The organism is Microbacterium pollutisoli, from assembly GCF_053586795.1.
Genome location: NZ_JBNYWT010000001.1, coordinates 685,061 through 705,139 on the forward strand (window position 1 = coordinate 685,061; position 20,079 = coordinate 705,139).

15 protein-coding genes and 1 tRNA gene are annotated in these 20,079 nt (G+C 72.5%); 6 read left to right on the top strand and 10 right to left on the bottom strand.

Annotation, left to right across the window (positions count from 1 at the left end):
* Nucleotides 1-38: 38 nt before the first annotated feature.
* Complete coding sequence (locus tag ACQ143_RS03370; RefSeq protein ID WP_449569293.1) at nucleotides 39-245, top strand: hypothetical protein; 207 nt, start codon at nucleotides 39-41, stop codon at nucleotides 243-245.
* A gap of 26 nt (nucleotides 246-271) precedes the next feature.
* Here ACQ143_RS03370 and ACQ143_RS03375 read toward each other — a convergent pair whose 3' ends face one another.
* Nucleotides 272-1,549 carry a CDP-glycerol glycerophosphotransferase family protein gene (locus tag ACQ143_RS03375; RefSeq protein ID WP_449569294.1) on the bottom strand — a complete coding sequence of 426 codons (1,278 nt, stop codon included), beginning with the start codon at nucleotides 1,547-1,549 and terminating at the stop codon, nucleotides 272-274.
* Nucleotides 1,550-1,602: 53 nt separating this feature from the next.
* On the opposite strand from ACQ143_RS03375, the gene ACQ143_RS03380 reads away from it, so the two are divergent.
* Entirely contained in the window at nucleotides 1,603-2,694 is a 1,092-nt protein-coding gene (locus ACQ143_RS03380) for a glycosyltransferase family 2 protein (protein ID WP_449569295.1), read from the top strand.
* Between the two features lie 18 nt (nucleotides 2,695-2,712).
* Here ACQ143_RS03380 and ACQ143_RS03385 read toward each other — a convergent pair whose 3' ends face one another.
* From ACQ143_RS03385 to ACQ143_RS03395, 3 genes are read right to left on the bottom strand one after another with little or no spacing between them, the layout of a single operon-like run.
* On the bottom strand, nucleotides 2,713-4,164 hold the full coding sequence (locus ACQ143_RS03385) for a CDP-glycerol glycerophosphotransferase family protein (protein WP_449569296.1): 1,452 nt from the start codon (nucleotides 4,162-4,164) through the stop codon (nucleotides 2,713-2,715).
* Nucleotides 4,161-5,423, bottom strand: coding sequence for a CDP-glycerol glycerophosphotransferase family protein (locus ACQ143_RS03390; protein ID WP_449569297.1), 1,263 nt, complete (start codon nucleotides 5,421-5,423; stop codon nucleotides 4,161-4,163). Before ACQ143_RS03390 ends, ACQ143_RS03385 begins: the two co-directional genes overlap by 4 nt.
* A 41-nt stretch (nucleotides 5,424-5,464) precedes the next feature.
* Nucleotides 5,465-6,769, bottom strand: a complete 1,305-nt coding sequence (locus ACQ143_RS03395) for a S1C family serine protease (RefSeq protein ID WP_449569298.1) — start codon at nucleotides 6,767-6,769, stop codon at nucleotides 5,465-5,467.
* Between the two features lie 98 nt (nucleotides 6,770-6,867).
* Between ACQ143_RS03395 and ACQ143_RS03400 the strand changes: the two genes are divergently transcribed.
* Entirely contained in the window at nucleotides 6,868-8,064 is a 1,197-nt protein-coding gene (locus tag ACQ143_RS03400) for an aminotransferase class I/II-fold pyridoxal phosphate-dependent enzyme (protein WP_449569299.1), read from the top strand.
* A 4-nt stretch (nucleotides 8,065-8,068) separates the two neighbouring features.
* Here ACQ143_RS03400 and ACQ143_RS03405 read toward each other — a convergent pair whose 3' ends face one another.
* Nucleotides 8,069-8,872: a carbon-nitrogen hydrolase family protein gene (locus ACQ143_RS03405; protein WP_449569300.1), complete on the bottom strand. Its 804-nt coding sequence runs from the start codon at nucleotides 8,870-8,872 to the stop codon at nucleotides 8,069-8,071.
* Complete coding sequence (locus ACQ143_RS03410) at nucleotides 8,869-9,369, bottom strand: DUF6328 family protein (protein WP_449569301.1); 501 nt, start codon at nucleotides 9,367-9,369, stop codon at nucleotides 8,869-8,871. Before ACQ143_RS03410 ends, ACQ143_RS03405 begins: the two co-directional genes overlap by 4 nt.
* Nucleotides 9,370-9,451: 82 nt before the next feature.
* On the opposite strand from ACQ143_RS03410, the gene ACQ143_RS03415 reads away from it, so the two are divergent.
* Nucleotides 9,452-9,528: transfer RNA gene (locus ACQ143_RS03415), tRNA-Met, on the top strand.
* A gap of 196 nt (nucleotides 9,529-9,724) precedes the next feature.
* Here the strand turns inward: ACQ143_RS03415 and ACQ143_RS03420 are convergent.
* Together ACQ143_RS03420 and ACQ143_RS03425 are read right to left on the bottom strand one after the other, a co-directional pair.
* On the bottom strand, nucleotides 9,725-12,631 hold the full coding sequence (locus ACQ143_RS03420) for a UPF0182 family membrane protein (RefSeq protein ID WP_449569302.1): 2,907 nt from the start codon (nucleotides 12,629-12,631) through the stop codon (nucleotides 9,725-9,727).
* Between the two features lie 63 nt (nucleotides 12,632-12,694).
* Complete coding sequence (locus tag ACQ143_RS03425) at nucleotides 12,695-13,816, bottom strand: YlbL family protein (RefSeq protein WP_449569303.1); 1,122 nt, start codon at nucleotides 13,814-13,816, stop codon at nucleotides 12,695-12,697.
* Nucleotides 13,817-13,940: 124 nt separating this feature from the next.
* On the opposite strand from ACQ143_RS03425, the gene ACQ143_RS03430 reads away from it, so the two are divergent.
* Complete coding sequence (locus tag ACQ143_RS03430; protein ID WP_449569304.1) at nucleotides 13,941-15,365, top strand: zinc-dependent metalloprotease; 1,425 nt, start codon at nucleotides 13,941-13,943, stop codon at nucleotides 15,363-15,365.
* Nucleotides 15,366-16,161: 796 nt separating this feature from the next.
* Here ACQ143_RS03430 and ACQ143_RS03435 read toward each other — a convergent pair.
* Nucleotides 16,162-17,874 (bottom strand): ATP-dependent helicase, encoded by a 1,713-nt coding sequence (locus tag ACQ143_RS03435; RefSeq protein WP_449569305.1) that lies wholly within the window; start codon nucleotides 17,872-17,874, stop codon nucleotides 16,162-16,164.
* Nucleotides 17,871-18,776 (bottom strand): NAD(+) diphosphatase, encoded by a 906-nt coding sequence (nudC, locus tag ACQ143_RS03440; RefSeq protein ID WP_449569306.1) that lies wholly within the window; start codon nucleotides 18,774-18,776, stop codon nucleotides 17,871-17,873. The genes ACQ143_RS03435 and nudC overlap by 4 nt, the downstream gene beginning before the upstream one ends.
* Before the next feature lie 64 nt (nucleotides 18,777-18,840).
* On the opposite strand from nudC, the gene ACQ143_RS03445 reads away from it, so the two are divergent.
* A complete protein-coding gene (locus ACQ143_RS03445; protein ID WP_449569307.1) occupies nucleotides 18,841-20,079 on the top strand; it encodes a phosphotransferase in 1,239 nt (412 codons plus the stop codon).

Consider the following 20,079-nt stretch of genomic DNA (forward strand, 5'->3'; position numbering starts at 1 on the left):
CCGGCCCCGCGTGACGCGCAGTGCGTCACAATGGAGCCATGGGCCTGTTCCAGCAACGTCCTGAAGAGCCGACCGCGTGGGCCGGTCTCCCCGCCGAGCCGCATGAGCCCGCCTCGCCTGTCGAACGTCTCGGCGACGCGCCGCCGGTCGACATCCCGCTGCTGGGCCCCCTGACCGCGACCGAGACCGTCGCGATCACGATCGAACCGGTCTCGGTGGACACGGTCGACGCCGACGGCGAGTAGCCCCGAGCCCGCAGGCCGAGTGGCGATCACTCGTCGTCGAACTCCGCCTCGTCGGCGTCTTCCCCGTCGTCCCCCTCGCTCAGCGCCGAGGAGTGCCACTGCTCCCACTTGTGCATGAGCGTGCCGATCGCGTCGTGGAACCGGGCGGTGGCCGCACCGGGCGTCGTGTCGCCGAAGTAGTGCCGCACCCATCCTTCGAGCCGGGACACCGCGTCCGGGTCCGAGAGCACGCGCTCCACCGCCGCGACGATGTCGCCGGCATCCCCGGCATCCAGCCACTCGGCGTCGGAGAGATACCCGTGCGTGTCGACCACGGCGGCCGCGTCCACGGGGCGGGTGACCATGAGGGGCTTGTCGGCCGCGAGCCGGTCGTAGACCATCGCCGAGATGTCGACGATGGCCGCATCCGCGGCGGAGAGCTGCCAGCCGAGCTCGGGACCGTCGTCGTACACATGCATCGCCCGCGGGTCGGCCGCGTTCGCAGCCGCGATGGCCGCGACGATGCGGCGGTGCGCGGCGCCGTACTCGGCGTCCACGACACCGGAGCGCGGGTGCGGGCGGTAGATGAGCCGGTGGCGCGGTGACGCGAGGAGGGCGGCGGTCAGCGCCTCGCCGTGGGTGCGGATCGACCCGTAGTGCGCGGACGGGCGGTCGCCCTCCCAGGTGGGGGCGTACAGGACGACGGTCCTGTCATCGGGCTCGTACGGCAGCTCGCCCGAGTAGTGGTCGGCCTGGGGGCGGCCGATCGCGATGGTCCGCGCATCCAGGTCGTAGTCCCACAGCACGCGGCTGAGACGCGCCCGGGCCGCGTCGCCGGCGATCAGGGCGTAGTCGTACGCCTTGAACTGGTTGGTCGTCATGTACATCTTGTCGGACTCGCCGTGGTTGATGAACACGTGCCAGCGGCGCCCGTACCGGAACATCTGGAAGTTACGGGTGTTCTGGTTGACGTACAGCACGACCCGGATGTCCTGCCCGGGCAGATAGCGTTCCAGGTCGCGGACGGTCGGGACGAACGCCACCGGCAGTGCCCCGTCGTCGAGGATCGCGCGGGCGCCGTTGGGGTTGCGGCTGAGCACCACCACCGGCCAGGTGCGCGCCAGGTCGGCCAGCGGCTTGTACCACTGGCGGATCTGGTACATGTTGACGTCGCTGTCGGCGAAGTAGACCGCGACCCGGAAATGGTCGGCGGGATGCGGCGGGCTCTGTGCGAGCCTCCGACGCACGTCGCGGACGGCCAGCCGATTGGCGACGGCCTTCCTGACGAGCCCGATCGCTTTCCTGCCATCGGCCAGCGCACCCATCCCTCCAGCCTACCCACCGCACTGCGGGCCTCCGCGCGTGGGATGATCGACGGATGCATGAGGTGGCACCGGCTGTGGGCGATGCGCCCGTCCCGCCCGACGGCTCCGGCGTCACGTTCGTCATGCCGGTGCTCAACGAGGCCGCCTACCTCGAACGGGCCGTCGCCTCGGTGCTCACGCAGGAGCACGACGGGCCGTCCGAGGTGATCCTCGCGCTGGGGCCCTCGTCCGACGGCACCACCCAGCTGGCGCAGCAGCTGGCGGCCACGGATCCACGGGTACGACTGGTGGACAATCCGGCCGCCGACATCCCGATCGGCCTGAACCTGGCCATTCGCGCCGGCCGCCACCCGACGATCGTGCGGGTCGACGCCCACTCGGAGCTCGAGCCCGGCTACACCGCGCGGGCGCTGGCCACGCTGGCGCGCACCCGCGCGGCCAACGTCGGCGGTGTCATGCGTGCGGACGGGCGCACCCCGTTCCAGCGGGCGGTGGCCGCCGCCTACAACTCCCCCATCGGCCTCGGCGGCGGTGCCTACCATTCGGGTGGTGAGGAGGGCCCGGCCGAGTCGGCCTACCTCGGCGTGATGCGGCGCGCGGTGCTGGCGGAGGTCGGCTATTTCGACGAGTCGATCCGCCGCGGCGAGGACTGGGAGCTCAATCTGCGCATCCGCCGTGCGGGCTATCGCGTGTGGTTCGATCCCGCGCTGTCGGTCACCTACTGGCCGCGGGAGAGCTGGCTGCGCCTGGCACAGCAGTTCCAGTCGACGGGCACCTGGCGCGGCGAGCTGGTGCGCCGCTACGGCAGGCGCAACTCGCTGCGCTTCTTCGCACCCCCGTTGCTGGTGGTCGCCGTGGTCGCGGCGGTCGTGGCCACCGTGCTGCTGGTGACCGGGGTCGCATCGGGGCTGGCGGCCGTGGTCGCCGCCGCGGCCACGGTGCCGACACTCGCCTATGTCGCCCTGGTCATCGCCGTCGCCGTGCGCCCGCGTCCCCGGCGCGGGCTGCGCGAACGGCTGTGGACCCTCGCGGTGCTGCCCACGATGCACCTGGCCTGGGGCGTCGGGTTCCTCCGGGGCGTCATGCACGGGGCGCGGGAGAACGTCGACACCTCGCGACTGGACCGCAACACGCCGCTGCCGTGAGCGGCGCCGACGGCCCCGTCACGCCCGGTCGATGAACCGCTGGTCGAGGATGCGGGCGACGACGCGCTCGGCGGCATGACCGTCGTCGTGCGTGTTGAACAGCGCCTGCCACTGCGCATACCGGTCGGCGAAGCGCTCGGCCGTCGCCGGGTCGGCCAGCGCCGCCTCCAGCTCGTCCTGGGTCGACGTCATGGGCCCGGGGCCGCGCGCGGCCAGGTCGAAGTAGAACCCGCGCAGATCGCCCCGGTAGTGCTCGACGTCCGGGGTGAAGAAGAACACCGGCTTGCCGGTGACCGTGAAGTCGAACATCACCGACGAGTAGTCGGTGATCAGCGCGTCGGCGGCGAGCAGCAACTGGGCGGTGTCCGGGTAGGTCGACACGTCGATCACCCGCGGACCGGCCGCATCCCGCCCGGTGGCGAGGGTGCGGGAGTGCCCGCGCACGAGCACCACGGCGCCGGTGTGCGCCGCCAGCCGGTCGAGGTCGAGGAAGTCGACGATCAGCTCACGGTCGTCGCGCCAGGTGGGTGCATACAGCAGCACCTTCTCGTCCGGGCCGATGCCGAGGGTGGTGCGGATGCCGGCACCGTCACCGTGGGTGAGCACATCGTTGCGCGGGTACCCCTCGACCCACACCGGCCGGCGCCCCAGGGCGTAGGCCTTGCGCAGCACCCGCTCCCCGTACGCGCTCTGCGCGAGCAGCACATCCCAGCGCCGCCCCTCCCGCACGACCGCGACGGCGCGCCGCGGATCGAAGCCGGGGCGGTGCAGCGCGAGGCGCTTCAGCGGCGTGCCGTGCCAGGTCTGCAGCACCACCTGGCCCGGGCGCCGCGAGAACCGTCGGCGCAGCCAGTCGTTGACCACGAGCAGCCGCGCCGAGCCGCGGGCCCGCCACCACTCCGGGCTGCCGTCGACGACTGCGATCGCGCCGTCCGGCACGGGGACCGACAGGTCGACCACGCTCCAGTAGCGGGTCACGCTCGGCGCAACGCGCGCCACCTCGCGATCGATCGCCAACGGGTTGCAACTCGCATTGCGGCCGTAGAAGCTCTCGAAGAACACGGCGTTCTCCAGCGCACCTCGCCGGGTGGCGTAGCGTCGCTCGAGCGCCGCCTGACCTTCACCGGAGTCGTAGGCGGGGTCGATCGGCGGGCCCACCGTGAGAGTCTTCCCGGCCAGTGCGACGCGCAGCGTCGGCAGCATGGTCAGCGCGATGTGCGCGTCGACCGTCACGGCCGCGCCGCCGGCATCCTGCACCGTGAGCGCGTACTCACCGGTGGGCAGCGGCAGGGCCGGGCCGCCCCAGCGCGCGGCGCGCAGCGGCAGCACCGCCCGCCAGGTGCGGCCGCGTCCGGTCAGGCGCCCGGTCACGCGTGCGCGCGGACCGATCAGCTCGGCGGACGCGGGGCGCGCGCCGGTGCCGGTCACCACCAGCGTCTGCGCGCCGAGGTCGAAGTGTGCCTGCATCATTCCTTCCCGTCGCGGGGCGGCCGGGCCCCGCGGTGCCGTCGTGTCTGGATCTCGCGATACACCCGTGCGGTGTTGCCTCCGTCGGCGAACCGGTGCACACGCTCGCTCAGGGCGCGCGCCACCGCCGTGCGGCGCCGCTGCTCGTCGGGGTCGCCGAGCACCCGGTCGAGGTCGTCAATGACGCCGTCCCAGTCGCGGGCGAAGTCCGGCCCGGCGACCTGCTCGTACGTGCCGTAGAAGCCGCGTGCCCGCGCGTAGTCCGCCAGGTCGGGCGCGAAGAACACGGTCGGCACCGGCACCAGGGCCGCGTCGAAGGCGAGGGAGGAGTAGTCGGTGACCAGCACGTCGATCGCCGGCAGCAGCGGGGTGACGTCGGCGACGACGGCGCTGTCGAGCGCCTGCACGCGGGGATGGGCGGCCTGCGACGACCGGCTGCCCAGGTGGTGGGAGCGCAGCAGCAGCATCGCGTCCTGGGTCTCGAGCAGGGCGGTCAGCCGCGCCCACTGTGCCGAGGTCGGGCCGGCCGGGTCGGCCGCGCCGTCCCGCCAGGTCGGGGCGTACAGCACGAGCCGCGTCGCGGGGGCCGCAACGGCCACCCGTGCCTCGATCGCGCCGCGCGCCGCCGCGCGGCGGGTGTCCGGGGTGCCCTGCGAGAGCACGTCGACCCGCGGCTCGCCGGTGACGGGGACGCGGTCGAACGGCAGCGCGAACGCCGACTCGAGGCGTCCGCGCACCAGGGCGGATGCCGCGGGGATCAGCCCGATGCGCCGCTGCGTCGCCCGGTACGACACCCGCAGCAGTGCGCTGACCAACCGGGCCCCCACGCGGACGGGGCTGCGGGTGGTCACCGGGGTGTCCAGTCCGATGCGCTTGAGCGGGATGCCGTGCCAGAGCTGCACCAGCAGCGCGCCCGAGGTCGCATAGCGATTGACATCGCCGAACCCGTGCGTGACGACGATCACGCCGGCGCGCGCGGTGCGCCAGAACCCGCGGAGCGACCGCTTGTCCACGGCGGGGATGCCGCGGGCGGCGGCCTCGGCGGCGTCGGCGGCCGAACCGGTCAGCCAGAGCGCCTTCTCCCCGCGTGCGGCGGCATGCTCCCACAGCGCCAGCGCCCCGTCGGCGACGCCGATCGCGCACCCGAACACCCACTCGTCCCTCGACCGCGGGATCACCGCCGTCGCCAGGCGCCCGGCGGCATACAGGGGCAGTCGCAGGAGCGCCGCGGCATTGCCCGCGCCGAACGAGAAGGACGCCACCCCGCGAGCCTATCGCGGGGTGGCGTCCATGCCCGGAGCGACTACTGCTCGAGTTCGCCGAGGGTGACCTCGGTCGACCGCGTCTCGCCGTCGCGGACGAACACGATCGTGGTCGTCGTGCCGCCGGCGACCGCGCGCACCTGCGCGGTCAGGTCGGTGGCGTCGGTGATGGGCAGCTCGTTGAACGAGGTCACGACGTCACCGGGGCGCAGGCCTGCCGTGGCGGCGGCGCCGCCGGGGGTGACCTCGCTGATGTACGCGCCGGCCGTGGTGGCGTCTTCACGGGCGGCCGCGTCGCCGACCATCGCTCCCAGCAGGCCGTGGCTGGCCTCGCCGTCGGCGATGAGCTCGTCGCTGATGCGCTTGACGATGTCGGACGGGATGGAGAAGCCCACACCGATGGACCCCGCCTCGGTCGAGTTGCCGCCCGCGGTGGCGATCGCCACGTTGATGCCGATGAGCTTGCCCTCGCCGTCCACAAGCGCACCCCCGGAGTTGCCGGGGTTGATGGCGGCGTCGGTCTGGATCACCGCGATGGAGATGGAACCGGACGCGCGGCGGTTCTCGTCGCCCGGGCCGAAGTCGAACTGGAACGGCGACTCCTGGCCCTCACTCTCGGCCGGTGTCTCCGGCGCCGCGGACGACGCGATGCTGATGGAGCGGTTCAGCGCACTGACGATGCCGGTGGTGACGGTGTTGGCCAGGCCCAGGGGGGCGCCGACGGCGACCGTCTGGTCCCCCACGTTGAGCTTGCTGGACTCGGCGAACTCGATGGGGGTGAGCCCCTCGGCGTCGGTCAGTTTGATGACGGCGAGGTCGTACAGCGGGTCGGTGCCGACGATGGTCGCGCGGTACACGGTGCCGTCCGAGGCAGTCACCTTCAGGCTCGGGTCGGCGGTGGCGCCGTCGAGGGTGACCACGTGGGTGTTGGTCACGACGTAGCCGTCCTCGGTGAGGATGACTCCCGATCCGGTGCCGCCCGACGAGCCGGACGATGCGGCGATCGTCACGACGCTGGGCAGGGTCTTGGCGGCGATGGCGGTGGTGGCGTTGACCTCGTCGGGGTTGTTCACCGTCACCGTGGACGGTCCGGCGGTGACCACCGTCTGCGGAGCGCCGAACGTTCCGGCGGCGGCCGCGACGCCGAGGCCCGCGGCACCGCCGACCAGCGCGGCCGCGACCATGATCGCGACGATCTTCCCGGCGCCGACCTTGCCGTCGCCGTTCGCGGCGGGGGTGGATGCCGGGGCGGGCGCGGGGGCCGGCCCGTACGGCTCGGTGGGCAGGGTGGGATGCATGCGGGCCGGGCCGGGCAGCGGGGGCCGCGGGGGAATCGTGTCGCTCATGGGTGCTCCTTCATGCGGTTCTCCACCAGAATGCTCCGGCCTGCTGTGCAGATCCAATGATCGCGCCGCTACGAGCCTATGCGTGTAGCCTGAGCGCGATGGACGAGGTACCCGGCGCCTGGCGCCGCACCGCCGCCGGTGCGGGCCTGCTCGATGCCGCCGGCCGTGCGGTCCCCACCATTTTCGCTGAGATGACCGCGCTGGCGATGCGCACCGGTGCGATCAACCTCGGTCAGGGCTTTCCCGACGAGAGCGGGCCGACCGAGGTGCTGGACGCGGCCCGCGCTGCGATCGCCGCGGGCGTGAACCAGTATCCGCCCGGGCGCGGTGACGCCGGGCTGCGCGAGGCGGTGTGCGCCCACCAGCTGCGCTTCTACGGTCTCGCCGTCGATCCGGAGCGGGAAGTGCTCATCACCGCGGGAGCCACGGAGGCCCTCGCGGCGGCGCTGCTGGCGCTCATCGACTCCCCCGACGACGAGGTCGTCGTGTTCGAGCCGTACTACGACGCGTACGCCGCGTGCATCGCGCTGGCGGGGGCGCGCCTGGTCCCGGTCCCGCTGCACCGCCCGGACTTCACCCCCGACATCGACCGCCTGCGCGCGGCCGTGACCGACCGTACCCGCATCATCCTCGTCAACGATCCGCACAACCCGACCGGCACGGTGCTGTCCGACCGGGTGCGCGCCGAGATCGTCCGGCTCGCCGACCGCCACGATGCGGTCATCGTCACCGACGAGGTGTACGAGCACCTCGTCTTCGACGGCGGGCACACCCCCATCGCGACGCTGCCCGGCGCGGCCGAGCGGACGCTCACGATCTCCTCGGCCGGGAAGACCTTCGCCGTCACGGGCTGGAAGGTCGGCTGGGTCAGCGGGCCTGCCGCCCTCGTCGACGCGGTGCTGGCCGTGAAGCAGTACCTGACGTACTCCGGGGGCGCTCCGTTCCAGCCCGCCGTCGCGGTGGGTCTGGGCCTGCCCGATGCGCACTTCACCGCGCTGGCGGCCGACCTGGCGCACAAGGCCGAGGTGCTCGGCGCGGGCCTGACCGCCGCCGGGTTCGCGGTCTCGCCCCCGCGCGCGTCCTATTTCACGGTCGCCGACGCCGCGCCGCTGGGGGCGACGGACGCCGCAGAGTTCTGTCGCACGCTGCCGGAGCGCGCGGGCGTCGTGGCGGTGCCGCTGACCGCGTTCGTGACCCCGGAGCACCGGCACGAGTACGCGACGCTCGTGCGGTTCGCCGCCTGCAAGCGCATCGGTGTGATCGACGAGGCCGCGCGGCGACTCGCGGCCTTCTGACCGGTCACTCGCGCGGCTCGACCCGGAACCGCCGCAGCCGCAGCGCGGGGTTGACCCGGCGCACCCGCTCGATGTCCCCGGCATCCACCCAGGCCACGGCCACGTCACTGTCGGTGCCGACCGCGGCCCGTTCGACGCCGGTCGGGTCGACGATCATCGACGCGCCCACCCCCAGCGGCGGCGGGTGGTCGGCGGCGGCGACGAACACCGTGTTCTCGATCGCCCGGGCGTGCAGCAGTGTGCGCCAGTGGTGCTCCTTCAACGGGCCGCGCACCCACTGCGCGGGGACCAGCAGCGCGTGGGCTCCGGTGTCGACCAGCAGCCGCGCGACCTCCGGGAACCGCAGGTCGTAGCAGGTCATCAGCGCGAAGCGCACTCCGGCGGCCTCGAACGTCTCGGGGGCGGCGATGGCGCCCGGCTCGACCCAGTCGGACTCGCGCTGGCCGAACGCGTCGTACAGATGCAGCTTGCGGTAGGTCGCCTGCACACCGCCGCCGTCCACGGCCACGACGGTGTTGCGCACCCGTCCCGCGGCGCCGCGTTCGACCAGTCCGGCCACCAGATGCACGTCGTGGGCGGCCGCCAGCCGCGTCAGCTCGGCAACGAACGGCCCGTCGAGGTCTTCGGCGTGGGCGGCGAGGCTGTCGTCGAACGGGTCGACGAAGTAGCTGGAGTATTCGGGGAAGACGACGACACCGGCGCCGCGGTCCACGGCGATCTCGGTCAGCTCGGCGATGCGGGCGAGGTTGGCGGAGCGGTCGGCGGTCGGCGCGAACTGCGCTACGGCGACGGCGAGCTGCGCGGTCATGCGGCCTCCTGTCGCTGCCGCCGCAGCACGACCGGGATCGCGGCCCACAGCGTCGCGATGAGCACCCCCAGGGCGATGCCGGCGATCCAGGCGGCCGCTGTGCCCACCACGACGAGGAACACGAAGGCCACGACGCCCACCAGCAGCAGGGACACGGTACCCAGCGCCGTGACCAGGGCGGCGTGGCCATAGGCGACCACGGTCGGCTTGGCATGCTGGCGGAACACCGTGCGGTGGAACGCCACCGGCGCCAGCGCCACGATCGCGCTCAGCGCGGCGAGCACGACGAGGATGAGGTAGAAGAGCCGCTCGGCGGCGTCGAGGTCGGCGAAACCGGGCTGGAAGGCGAGGGCCAGCAGGAATCCGGTGAGGATCTGGGTGCCGGTCTGCAGCACCCGCAGCTCCTGCAGCACCTCGCTCCAGTTGCGGTCGGCGCGCTCGTCGACGGTCTCATCGCGGCCGTCGTCGGGATGCGGCGCGGTGGCGTGCGGATCCATGCCCTCATCCTCCCGTCCCCGCCGCCTCGACGGCAACCGTGGTCGGGACCAGTGCCGAAGCATGGTAAAGTAGAGGACGTGCCGCGGGGTGGAGCAGCTCGGTAGCTCGCTGGGCTCATAACCCAGAGGTCGTAGGTTCAAATCCTGCCCCCGCAACCAGATGAAGAAGGCGTCCCGGATGGGGCGCCTTCTTCGTTTCCCGTGCGCGTGACTCGGCTACGCACCGCGCTGCCGGCCCGAACGTGCCGATCCAGCGGCCAGGCGCCCGCACCGATCCCGGAAACGCCGATGCCGCGCCGGCACCCAGGGTGCGCGACGCGGCATCCGGTCGGATCAGGCCGCCTCGGCGGCCCGCTCACTCCCCTTCGAGGGCGAGCAGCTGCTCGATGGCTTCGGTGAGCCGTGCGTCGGCCTCGCCGTACGCGGCCCAGTCGCCGGCGGCCAGTGCCTCCTGACGCTCGAGCATGGCCTGGCGGGCCGTCTCCAGCGCCTGCTCGAAGGCGTCGGCCGGGATGTCCGGCGTCGAGGGCGTGGGCTCGTCCGGCTGTTCGGGCTCGCCCTCGTCGGGCTCGGTCGGCGTGACCTCGTCATCACCGGCGCTCGCGCCGGCGTCACCGCCGAACAGCGAGTCCAGGGCCTCCTGCAGCGTGTCCTCGAACGCCACCTCGTCACCGAAGGCCACCAGGATCTTGCGCAGGGTCGGCAGCTGCGTGCCGCCGGAGGCCTGCACGAACACCGGCTGCACGTAGAGCAGGCCGCCGCCGACCGGGAGCGTCAGCAGGTTGCCGTTGAGCACCTCCGAGGCACCCTGACGCAGCAGGTTCATCTGCGACGAGATCGTCTCATCCGAGTCGAACGTGTTCTGCACCTGACCGGGACCGGGCACGCTCACATCGGCGCTGATCTCCAGCATCCGCAGTTTGCCGTAGCCCTCGGCCTTCACACCGTCCTGATTCCCGGCGTTGGCGTCCACCGCCAGGTACCCCATCAGCACGTTACGGGCGTTCTGGCCCTCCGAGGCGGGGATGAACGAGGTGAACATCGAGTAACTCGGCTCGTCCTGACCCGGCATCTGCATCGTCAGGTAGTACGGCGGCTGCAGGCCCTTGGCCGGCTCCACCGGGTCGTCCGGGGTCTTCCACGCGTTGTCCCGCGAGTAGAACGACGCGGCGTCGTCGACGTGGTAGGTGCCCAGCATCATGCGCTGGACCTTGAACAGGTCGGTCGGGTAGCGCACGTGGCTCATGAGGTCGCCCGACATCTCGCTGATCGGCTTGATCGTGTTCGGGTAGACCTTCTGCCACGCCTGCAGCAGCGGGTCCTCCTCGTCCCACGCGTAGAGGGTGACCGAGCCGTCGTACGCGTCGACGGTGGCCTTGACCGAGTTGCGGATGTAGTTGATGTCGTCCAGGGCCACGCGCGGGGCGAGGTTGGTCGTGTCGCTGATCGCGTCGCGCAGGCTCACGATGGACGAGTACGGGTAGTTCGCGCTCAGCGTGTAGCCGTCGACGATCCACACGATCCGGCCGTCGACCACCGACGGGTACGGGTCGTTGTCGAGCTCGAGGTACGGCGCCGCCTTCTGCACGCGGGTCAGCGGGTGACGGTCGTAGAGGATCTGCGACTCGGCGTTGATGGCATCCGAGAACAGGATGTCGGTGGACTGGAACTTCAGCGAGTAGATCAGCCGGCGGAACGGGTCGCCGATCTCGGGGCCGCCGTCGCCGGAGAACGTCGTGGTGGTCTGCGCCGCGCCGTCCTCACCGCGCGGATAGTCCAGCTCGATGTCGGGCTCGCCCTCCGGGGCGCCCACGATCGAGTACAGCGGCGAGGACTCGCCGAAGTAGATGCGCGGCTCGTACTTCTCGCCGGTGGTCAGCTCGCCGGCGGTCGGGATGCCGCGTTCGAGGAACACCGGGTTGCCGTCGCTGGTGCGGGCGTTGCCCTTGGCGGCCACCATGCCGTAGCCGTGCGTGTACACCAGCGTCGTGTTGTACCAGGAGGCGGCCGAGCCCAGTTCGGTCATGTCGAGCTCACGCACCGAGACCACGGTGTCCTGCGAGGCGCCGTCGATCTCGTAGCGGTCGACGTCCATCGGGTCGGTGAACTTGTAGTAGCCGCGGTACTGCTCGAGCTGGCGGATCGTGGGGCCGATGATGGCGGGGTCCATGATGCGGATGGATGCCGTGGTCTCGGCGTCCGCGCGCAGCTGACCGCTCTCGACCTGGGTCTCGGCCTCGAAGTCGGTCTTCTCCAGGCCGTCGATGCCGTAGGCGAACTTGGTCGCCTCGAGGTTGCGCTCGTAGTACTCCGCCTCGAGCGTGCGCTGGTTCGGGACGACCTGCACCTGGTTGATCACCCACGGATAGGCGACCCCCACGATGAGGGAGGTCACGATCAGCAGGGCGGTACCGATGAGCGGGAAGCGCCAGCGGCCGATGACGGCGGTGACGAAGAACAGCACGGCCACGATGGCGGCGGCGATCGAGAGGATCGTGAGACCGGGGATGATCGCGTTGACGTCGACGTATCCGGCACCGGTGATGCGGTCGCCCTCGTTCAGCAGCGTCTTGTAGCGGTCGAGCCACAGGCTCGCGCCCTGCGTGAGCAGGTAGAGACCGGCGATGACGGCGAGTTGGATGCGGGCCGACTTCGAGATGCGCAGCTCACGCTGCCCGACCCGCACCGAGCCGTACAGGTAGGCCACAAGGGCCGTCACCAGCAGCGACACGAGCAGCACGGCCGAGACGAAGCCGAGCACGCTGCTCAGCAGCGGCAGTTCGAACAGGTAGAAGCCGGTGTCGAGGCCGAACTCCGGGTCGGTCTGCCCCGTGGACACGCGGTTCATCCACAGCCACACCGTCTCCCACTGGGCCGATGCGGCGAACCCGGCGAAGAACCCGAAGAACACCGGGATCCCCCACATGGCCAGGCGGCGCAGCGGCTCCACGACCTCCTGGTAGTGATCCAGCTGCGAGCTCAGCCGCGCATAGACAGGGCGCAGCCGATAGGCGAGCTGGATGGCCACGAACACCGGCACGCCCATGCCGAGGAAGCCGACCACGAACATGATGACCCGCGCCGTCCACTGCGTGACCAGCACCCCGTCGAAGCCGAGCTGGTCGTACCAGAGCCAGTCGGCGAACAGGCTCGCGAAGACGAAGAAGGCCACGACCACGGCGGCGATCACGGCGAGCGTGATGCCGATGGCGCGGCGGAGAGGGCTGGGCGTGGCCTGGTTCGGCGCTGACGTCGTGGTCACCCCTCCATCCTAGGTGGGGTGATTCTATGAGGACGCCGAGTCAGCCGACCGCGAACAGGCCGGTCATCGTGCGCAGGTGGCCAGCCCCCCGGTGTCCGCGTCGGTGCGGATCGCCTCGAGGACCGACAGCGCGTCGTCGAGGGTCTCCACCGCGAACACCTGGAGCCCGGCGGGCACATGTCCGGTCACGTCCTGGCAGTTGTCGGCGGGCACCAGGAACCATTCGGCCCCGGCATCCCTGGCCCCGTGGAGCTTCTGCTGCACGGCGCCGATCCGGCCGACTTTGCCGTCCGCATCGATCGTGCCGGTGCCGGCGACGTCGGCGCCGCCGTTGAGCTCGCCCGGGGTGAGCATGTCGATGATGCCGAGGGTGAACATCATCCCGGCGCTGGAGCCGCCCACCGCGTCGAGCTGGATGGTGACGTCGATCGGGAAGTCGAAGTCGCGCACGGTGGTGACGCCGATGAGCCAGGTCGGCTCGCCGTCGATCTCGCCCTGCGCGGGTGCCAGCGTCGCGGTCATCGTCTCGCCGTCGCGCTCGACGGTGAGGTCGACCGGGGCACCGTCACCGGCGTTGATCACGTCGCGCAGCGCGAGCGTCTCGGACACGGGGGTGCCGTCGGCGGCCCGGATGATGTCGTCCGGCTGCAGCACGCCCTGCGCGGGCGACTCGTCGCCGATCGCATACACCCGGATCATCGGGGAGACGTCGTAGCCCAGGTGCAGGAGCGCCGCCGCCGTGGCCTCCTTCTGCGAGTCGATCATGAGCAGCGCGCTCTGCTGCGTCCGCTCTTCGGCGGTCTGCCCCTCACTGAACACGGCCTCGATGGGCAGGATGGCGCGGGCCGGGTCGAACCAGGCAAGGGCCAGTTCGACCCATGACGGGGTGCGGCTCGGGTTGCCGAGGATCTCCGCCGTCAGCAGGTCGAGCGTGCCGCCGGTCGGGTAGGTCTGCGCACCGTCGATCTGGATGAGCGGCACCTCGTCGCCCTCGGCGCTGGGCGCCGTACCGAGGGTGTCGAACACGGGGCCGGGACGCTGGATCACGAACGAGGTGGGCAGCAGGGTCAGGGCCAGCAGCGCCAGCAGCGCCACCGCCAGGGCCCAGATCCCGACGGTCACGCTGCGGGCGACGCGTCGCCGCGGCGCGGGGGTGACCGTCACGGTCGGGTCGAACAGTGCCACGGCTGGCCTTCCTCATCGGTCGTTCGCGACCGGCGTAAGCGGGTCGCCCGAGCGCCGGGATCGGGGGTCGGACGTTGAACTAGCGTAGAGCGCGACGTCGTCACTTTGCTGAAAGGCTCCCGCCATGACCGATGAGGACCGCCCCGACAACGATGATTTCGAGGAGCTGCTCCGGGGGCTGCTCGGCGGTGCCGGCGGCATGCTCGGTCCCGAACAGCTCGAGCAGCTGCGCGGCCTGGGCGTGGACCCGGCGATGATGCAGCAGGTGCTGCGGCAGATGCAGGCGGCGTTCACGTCCGGCACGGAGGGCATCGACTGGGGCGCGGCCCGCACCCAGGCGCTGCACCTGGCCAACCGCGACGACCACGGCATCGGATCCGGTCAGCGCCAGGACTTCGATCAGGCGTTCGCACTGGCGACCCTGTGGTTGAGCGAGGCGACGACCGTGTCGGATCTGGGCACCCCGCCGCGGGCGGTCACCCGCGGACAGTGGGTGGATGCCACGCTGCCGGTGTGGCAGGAGCTCGCCGAGCCGGTGGCGACCTCCATCGCCGACGCGCTCACCGCGGCCATCGACGCGCAGACCCCCGAGGAGATGAAGGGGGCGATCGCCGGCGCCGGGAAGTTCATGCGCACCGTCGGCGGTTCGCTGTTCGCCGCGCAGCTGGGCGGCGTGATCGGGCGCCTGTCGCAAGAGGTGGTCTCCGGCGGCGACGTCGGCCTGCCCGTCATGCCCGACGGCGACGCCGCGATCCTGCCGCAGAACTTCCACGACTTCGGCCGCGACCTCGAGATCGAGCCCGACCAGCTCGCGCTGTACCTCGCCACGCGGGAGCTCGCCCACGCCCGGCTGTTCCGGCACGCGCGGTGGCTCCGGCTGCATGTCATCTCGCAGGTGACCGAGTTCGCCCGCGGCATCCACGTCGACATGTCGGCACTCGAAGACCTCGCCACCCGGTTCGACCCGTCCTCCCCCGACGAGCTGCGCGCCGCGATCGAGAGCGGCGCCCTGCTGCCGCAGCGCACCGAGACGCAGACCCGCGCGCTGCAGCGACTGGAGAACCTGCTGGCGACCGTCGAGGGCTGGGTCGACGTCGTCACCGCCGATGCGACCACACGCCTGCCCGCCTCCGACCGCATCGCCGAGGCGGTGCGCCGCCGCCGCGCGGTGGGGGGCCCTGCCGAGCAGGCCATGGGGTCGCTGGTCGGCCTCGAACTGCGCCCCCGCCGGCTGCGCGAGGCCGCGCAGATGTGGCGCGCGGTCACCGACGCGGTCGGCGTCGCCGAGCGCGACTCGCTGTGGGACTACCCCGACCTCATGCCCGGCCCGGACGACATCGACGACCCGTCCGGACTCATCACGCGCCTGCAGGCCCGCGGCCGCGGCGAGGCGCCGCCCCGCGACGCCATGGACGACGCGCTCGACGCGCTACTGAGGTCGGCGGCCGACGACGCCGCCGGAGCCGCCGCGGACCGGTCGGACGGTGCGTCCGACCCGGCCGACGGGTCGGACGACGGGGACCGACCGGACGACCCCCGGCCCGTCTGAGCTCCCTCCTCCCCAGCCAGCCACGCCGCCCGGTGACCACCATCGGCTGTGGATAACCCCGACACGCCGGAGGCCACCGGCGAGAATCGCTGCATGCTGCGTCTGGCCCCGTCCCATCCGCCTCTGTGGCGCACCGCATCGAGCCTCCGGCTCGGCACGGACGCCCGCACGCAGCTGGACGACGTCACCGTCTGGCAGGAGCAGCTGCTGGATGCGCTGGTCGACGGCATCCCCGACGCGGTGCTCGTGCCCCTCGCCACCGCGTACGGTGCCGATCCCGCCGAGGTGCCGGGGTTCATCGACCGGCTCGCCGACGCCCTCTGCCCGCAGCAGCCCGCCCCGTTGCGCGTGCGTGTCGAGGTGCCCGGCGACCTCGAGCCGGACGCCCGGGACGCACTGCTGGGCGCGCTGGAGAGCAGCGACATCGAGGTCGAGTCCGTCGCCGGGTGGGAGCCCGACACCCTCGACGCCGCGCTGCCGGTGGTCACCGTGGCCGCCCACCTGGTCGATCCCCGGCGGGCCGCCCGGCTCATGGCCGCCGACATCACCCACCTGCCGGTGCTGCTGGCCGGCGACCGGGTGACGGTCGGGCCGCTCGTGGTCCCGGGGCAGACCGCGTGCCTGGCCTGTCTGCACGCGCACCGCACCGACGACGACCCCGACTGGCCGCTCCTGGCCGCCCAGCTGCTGGCGCGGCCCACCGCCGATACGGCGCGGCCGCTGCTGATCGAGGCCGGACTTGTGGCGGCGCGGCTGCTGCGCGACACGGATGCCGCGCCCACCCGGTCGGTGCTCGTCAGCGCCGTGACCGGCCGGCGCCGGTGGCACGCGCATCGCGTGCATCCGCGATGTCCGTGCCGATCTCTTGAAGGAATCGCGACCGCTGACGGGGCCTTCCCCCGCTCGTCTGCGCCCACGACACCGACAGCGTCCGCGCCGCGCGGGTGACGCCGACGTAGGCGAGGCGCCGCTCCTCGTCGATGGCGTCGAAGGTCGTCGCGTAGGAGATGGGCAGCAGCCCCTCACTCATCCCCACGAGGTGCACGTGGTCCCATTCCAGACCCTTCGCGGCGTGCAGGGTCGCCAGGGTCACGGTCCGCAGGGTGGGCTCATGCTGATCCTTGGCACGCGCCATCAGGTCGTCGGTGAACGAGCGCAGCGTGGCGTCGGGCGGGGCCTCCTCGGCCAGCCGCATGAGCGCGGCGCGGGCCTCCCACGCGTCGCGCAGCGCGCCGCCGGCCGGCGGCGCCTCGTCGGTGAACCCGAGCGAGCGCAGCACGTCGCGGACGGTCGCCTGGAAGCTCGTCTCCAGCGGCGCCACGGCCGCGCCCCGCAACGCGAGCAGCGCCTGGCGCACTTCGGGCAGGTCGAAGAACCGCTTGCCGCCCAGCACCGTCGCCGCCACCCCGCGTGCGGCCAGCGCCGACAGCAGCGGCGCGGACTGCGCGTTGGCGCGATAGAGCACGGCGATGCGGCGCGGATCGACCCCCGCCGCCACGGCGTCCGCCACGCGCGCGGCCACTCCGGCCGCTTCGGCGGCGTCGTCCGCGAATGCGGTGACCGTGGGGGTGGGACCCGGGGGTTCGTCGGACACGAGTTCGAGCGCCCCGGGGCGGCCCCGCATCAGCGCGTTCGCGACGCGCAGCACGGCGGCGTCGGAGCGGTAGTTGCGTTCGAGGCGCACCACGCGCGCCTCGGGGTGGCGGGTCGGGAAGTCGAGCAGGTACCGGGGATCGGCCCCGGCGAACGAGTACACGGTCTGGCTGGCATCGCCCACGACGCAGACGTCGCCGCGCTCCCCCACCCACAGCTCCAGCAGACGGTGCTGGACCGGTGACACGTCCTGGAACTCGTCGACGGTGAAGTGGCGGTACTGCTCGCGGACGGCGGCCAGCACGCGCGGCTCGGACTCGAGCATGCCGGCGCACGCCAGGAGCACGTCCTCGAAGTCGAGCTGGCGCCGCTGATCTTTGACCTTCTCGTAGGCGCGCTGCAGGTCGACGAGGGCGGTGAGTTCGACCCCGGGCAGACCGTGCGGCCGCTGCGCGGCATCCGCTTCGATGGTCCGCATCGACACCTTCCGCGACTCGATCCGTCCGGCGACGTCGCGCAGCGTCGGCGCGTCCAGCCGCAGCCCCAGCGCATCGGCGGCCTGGCCGAGGAGCGCCACCTTGCTGTTCACGATGCTCGGCGCCGCGTCTCCGGCGACCTGCGGCCAGAAGAAGTTCAGCTGCGCCAGCGCCGCCGCGTGGAAGGTGCGGGCCGCCACGCCCGGCACACCCAGCGCCCGCAGCCGCCCGCGCATCTCCCCGGCCGCCTTGGTCGTGAAGGTGACCGCCATCACCCGCCCGGGCGAGTAGGCACCGGTGTCCACCCCGTGGGCGATGCGGTGCGTGATGACCCGTGTCTTGCCGGTGCCGGCGCCGGCGAGCACACACACCGGGCCGCGCAGCGCCGAGGCCGCCTCACGCTGCCGATCGTCGAGTCCGACGAGCGCGCGATCGATCATGCGTCCAGCCAGTTCCGGATCAGCGTGTGGGCGATCGACGAGGCGGCGGGCAACCGGAAGTCGGCCTCGCCGCGCAGGCCGGCGGCGATCTCCGCGCGCGTGAACCAGCGCGTGGCCACGATCTCCTCACCGTCCGGACGCACGGCATCCTCGTCGCGCGCGGTGGCGTAGAACCCGAGCATGAGCGACCGCGGATAGGGCCAGGACTGCGAACTCTGATACCGCAGGTCGGTGACCTCGACGCCGGCCTCTTCGAGCAGTTCGCGCACCAGTGCGGATTCGAGCGACTCCCCCGCCTCCACGAACCCGGCGAACGCGGAGAACATGTTGCGGTCCACCCACAGCGCGTTCTGTCCCAGCAGCAGGCGCTCCCCGTCGGCGCTGGTGATCGCCACGATGACGGCCGGATCGGTGCGGGGGAAGTGCTCGGCGACGCACACCTCGCACGTGCGCGACCAGCCGGCGTTGCGCACCTGCAGGCGCTGTCCGCACCCGGGGCAGAACGGGGCCTCGCGCAGCCAGCGCCCCAGGCACAGCGCCTCGACGAACAGCCCCGCCTCCACCGGCGCCAGGTCGCCTCCGACAGCACGCAGCGCCTCCCACCGCTCGGCCGCGATGGGCGGGTCCGCGAGGACATCGCACGCCGCCACCAAGACGCCGTCCCCTTCCGGCGTGCGGCCCAGGAACCCCCATTCGGCGTGCCCGGCGACGTCACCGGGCGCCACCGTGTGCAGCCGGCCGTCGGCCAGCAGCGGCGCGCGGTCGCCGTGCACGCACAGCACGCGCGTGGCGGGGTCGGCGCGCAGCCGCTCGACGAGCCGGGGGGTCGACCGCTCGCCGGCGGCACGGTCGATCCCGTCGCGCGCGAGGGCGGGCAGCGGGGATGCCGGTGTCGGCGTCATCGAGGACCTCTCTTGCCGGGCGTGGCGCGCGAACGCGGGGCATCGCCCGCCTACCCTGGGGGTCATGGCACGCTCACCCCTCACTTTAGCCGCGTCGGTGACCTCCGCCCTGCCCGATGCCCGGGTCGTGAGGGTCAGCCCACTGACGGAAGGATCGTCGGGTCGGTACGACAGTGCGATCGCGACCCTCGACGACGATCGACAGGTCGTGGTGCGCGTGCCGGTCGATGCGGAGGCCGAGGCCGAGCTGCGCGCCGAGATCCGCGCCCTGCGTGCCCTGTCGGCCGGAGTGCGGGGCGTGTTGCCGTTCACCGCCCCCGAGGTGCTCGGCGAAGCCACCGTCGGCGGCGTGCACGCCCTCGTGCAGTCGTTGCTTCCGGGGTACCGCGTCGACGCCGCGCACATCCCGCCGGGGCGGGGTGTGGCCACGACGGTCGGGGCGGCGCTCGCCCGCATCCACGATCTCTCGGTCGCGGTGGTCCGCGACGCGGGGCTGCCGGTGCTCACCGCCGGCCAGGTGCGCGACGAGGCCGAGCGACTGCTCGACCGGGCCGAGGCGACCGGGAAGCTGCCGTTCGGGCTGCTCCGACGCTGGAGCACCGCCGTCGGGTCGGAGTCGCTGTGGCGGTTCGAGACGACGGTCGTGCTGGGCGGTGTCGAGCCCGGGTCGTTCGTCCTCGCCGACGACGGGGACGGGGTGCCGACGGTGACAGGCCTCCTCACGTGGGGGGGTCTCAGCGCCGGCGACCCGGCGATCGATCTGCGCTGGCTGGCCACCGCCCCCGACGCGCGTGACGACGTGCTGGACGCCTACACCGCGGCGACCCACCGCGCACCGGACGCGCTGCTGGCCGAGCGCGCGCGGTTCCACGCCGAGCTCGAGTTCGCCCGCTGGCTCGTGCACGGCCACACCACCGGCGCGGACGACGTCGTCGCCGACGCGGTGTCGCTGCTGGAGGCGCTCGACGAGAACGTGCGTGACGAGCCGCCGATCGATGCCCGTCCGGTGACCGCCGACGACGCGTTCGCCGCCCGGGAGCGGGTGCGGGACACGACCGCCGAGGTCGACACGTCGATGCAGACCGACGCCTACCACCCCGACATGGGCGACCTGTTCACCGACGAGGAGCAGACCGGCGACGTCGAGACGGTGCCGATCGAACTGTCGGAGTGGTCGCCGCGGCCGTCGGCGGAACCGGCCGCTGCCGAGGTCGCCGAGGGTGCCGAGGAGTCGGGCCCCGACCGGGTCGAACTGGACGAGGCGGCCCGCAACGCGCTGCGCCGGTGGACCGGCACGGCGTGA

What these genes read in the sequence shown, in the direction of transcription:
- ACQ143_RS03400 (WP_449569299.1), top strand. Translation starts at nt 6,868, where the DNA reads ATGGACGAGGTACCCGGCGCCTGGCGCCGCACCGCCGCCGGTGCGGGC.
- nudC (WP_449569306.1), bottom strand. Translation starts at nt 18,776, where the DNA reads ATGACGCCGACACCGGCATCCCCGCTGCCCGCCCTCGCGCGCGACGGG.
- ACQ143_RS03430 (WP_449569304.1), top strand. Translation starts at nt 13,941, where the DNA reads ATGACCGATGAGGACCGCCCCGACAACGATGATTTCGAGGAGCTGCTC.
- ACQ143_RS03370 (WP_449569293.1), top strand. Translation starts at nt 39, where the DNA reads ATGGGCCTGTTCCAGCAACGTCCTGAAGAGCCGACCGCGTGGGCCGGT.
- ACQ143_RS03375 (WP_449569294.1), bottom strand. Translation starts at nt 1,549, where the DNA reads ATGGGTGCGCTGGCCGATGGCAGGAAAGCGATCGGGCTCGTCAGGAAG.
- ACQ143_RS03405 (WP_449569300.1), bottom strand. Translation starts at nt 8,872, where the DNA reads ATGACCGCGCAGCTCGCCGTCGCCGTAGCGCAGTTCGCGCCGACCGCC.
- ACQ143_RS03445 (WP_449569307.1), top strand. Translation starts at nt 18,841, where the DNA reads ATGGCACGCTCACCCCTCACTTTAGCCGCGTCGGTGACCTCCGCCCTG.
- ACQ143_RS03410 (WP_449569301.1), bottom strand. Translation starts at nt 9,369, where the DNA reads ATGGATCCGCACGCCACCGCGCCGCATCCCGACGACGGCCGCGATGAG.
- ACQ143_RS03385 (WP_449569296.1), bottom strand. Translation starts at nt 4,164, where the DNA reads ATGATGCAGGCACACTTCGACCTCGGCGCGCAGACGCTGGTGGTGACC.
- ACQ143_RS03435 (WP_449569305.1), bottom strand. Translation starts at nt 17,874, where the DNA reads ATGATCGATCGCGCGCTCGTCGGACTCGACGATCGGCAGCGTGAGGCG.
- ACQ143_RS03395 (WP_449569298.1), bottom strand. Translation starts at nt 6,769, where the DNA reads ATGAGCGACACGATTCCCCCGCGGCCCCCGCTGCCCGGCCCGGCCCGC.
- ACQ143_RS03380 (WP_449569295.1), top strand. Translation starts at nt 1,603, where the DNA reads ATGCATGAGGTGGCACCGGCTGTGGGCGATGCGCCCGTCCCGCCCGAC.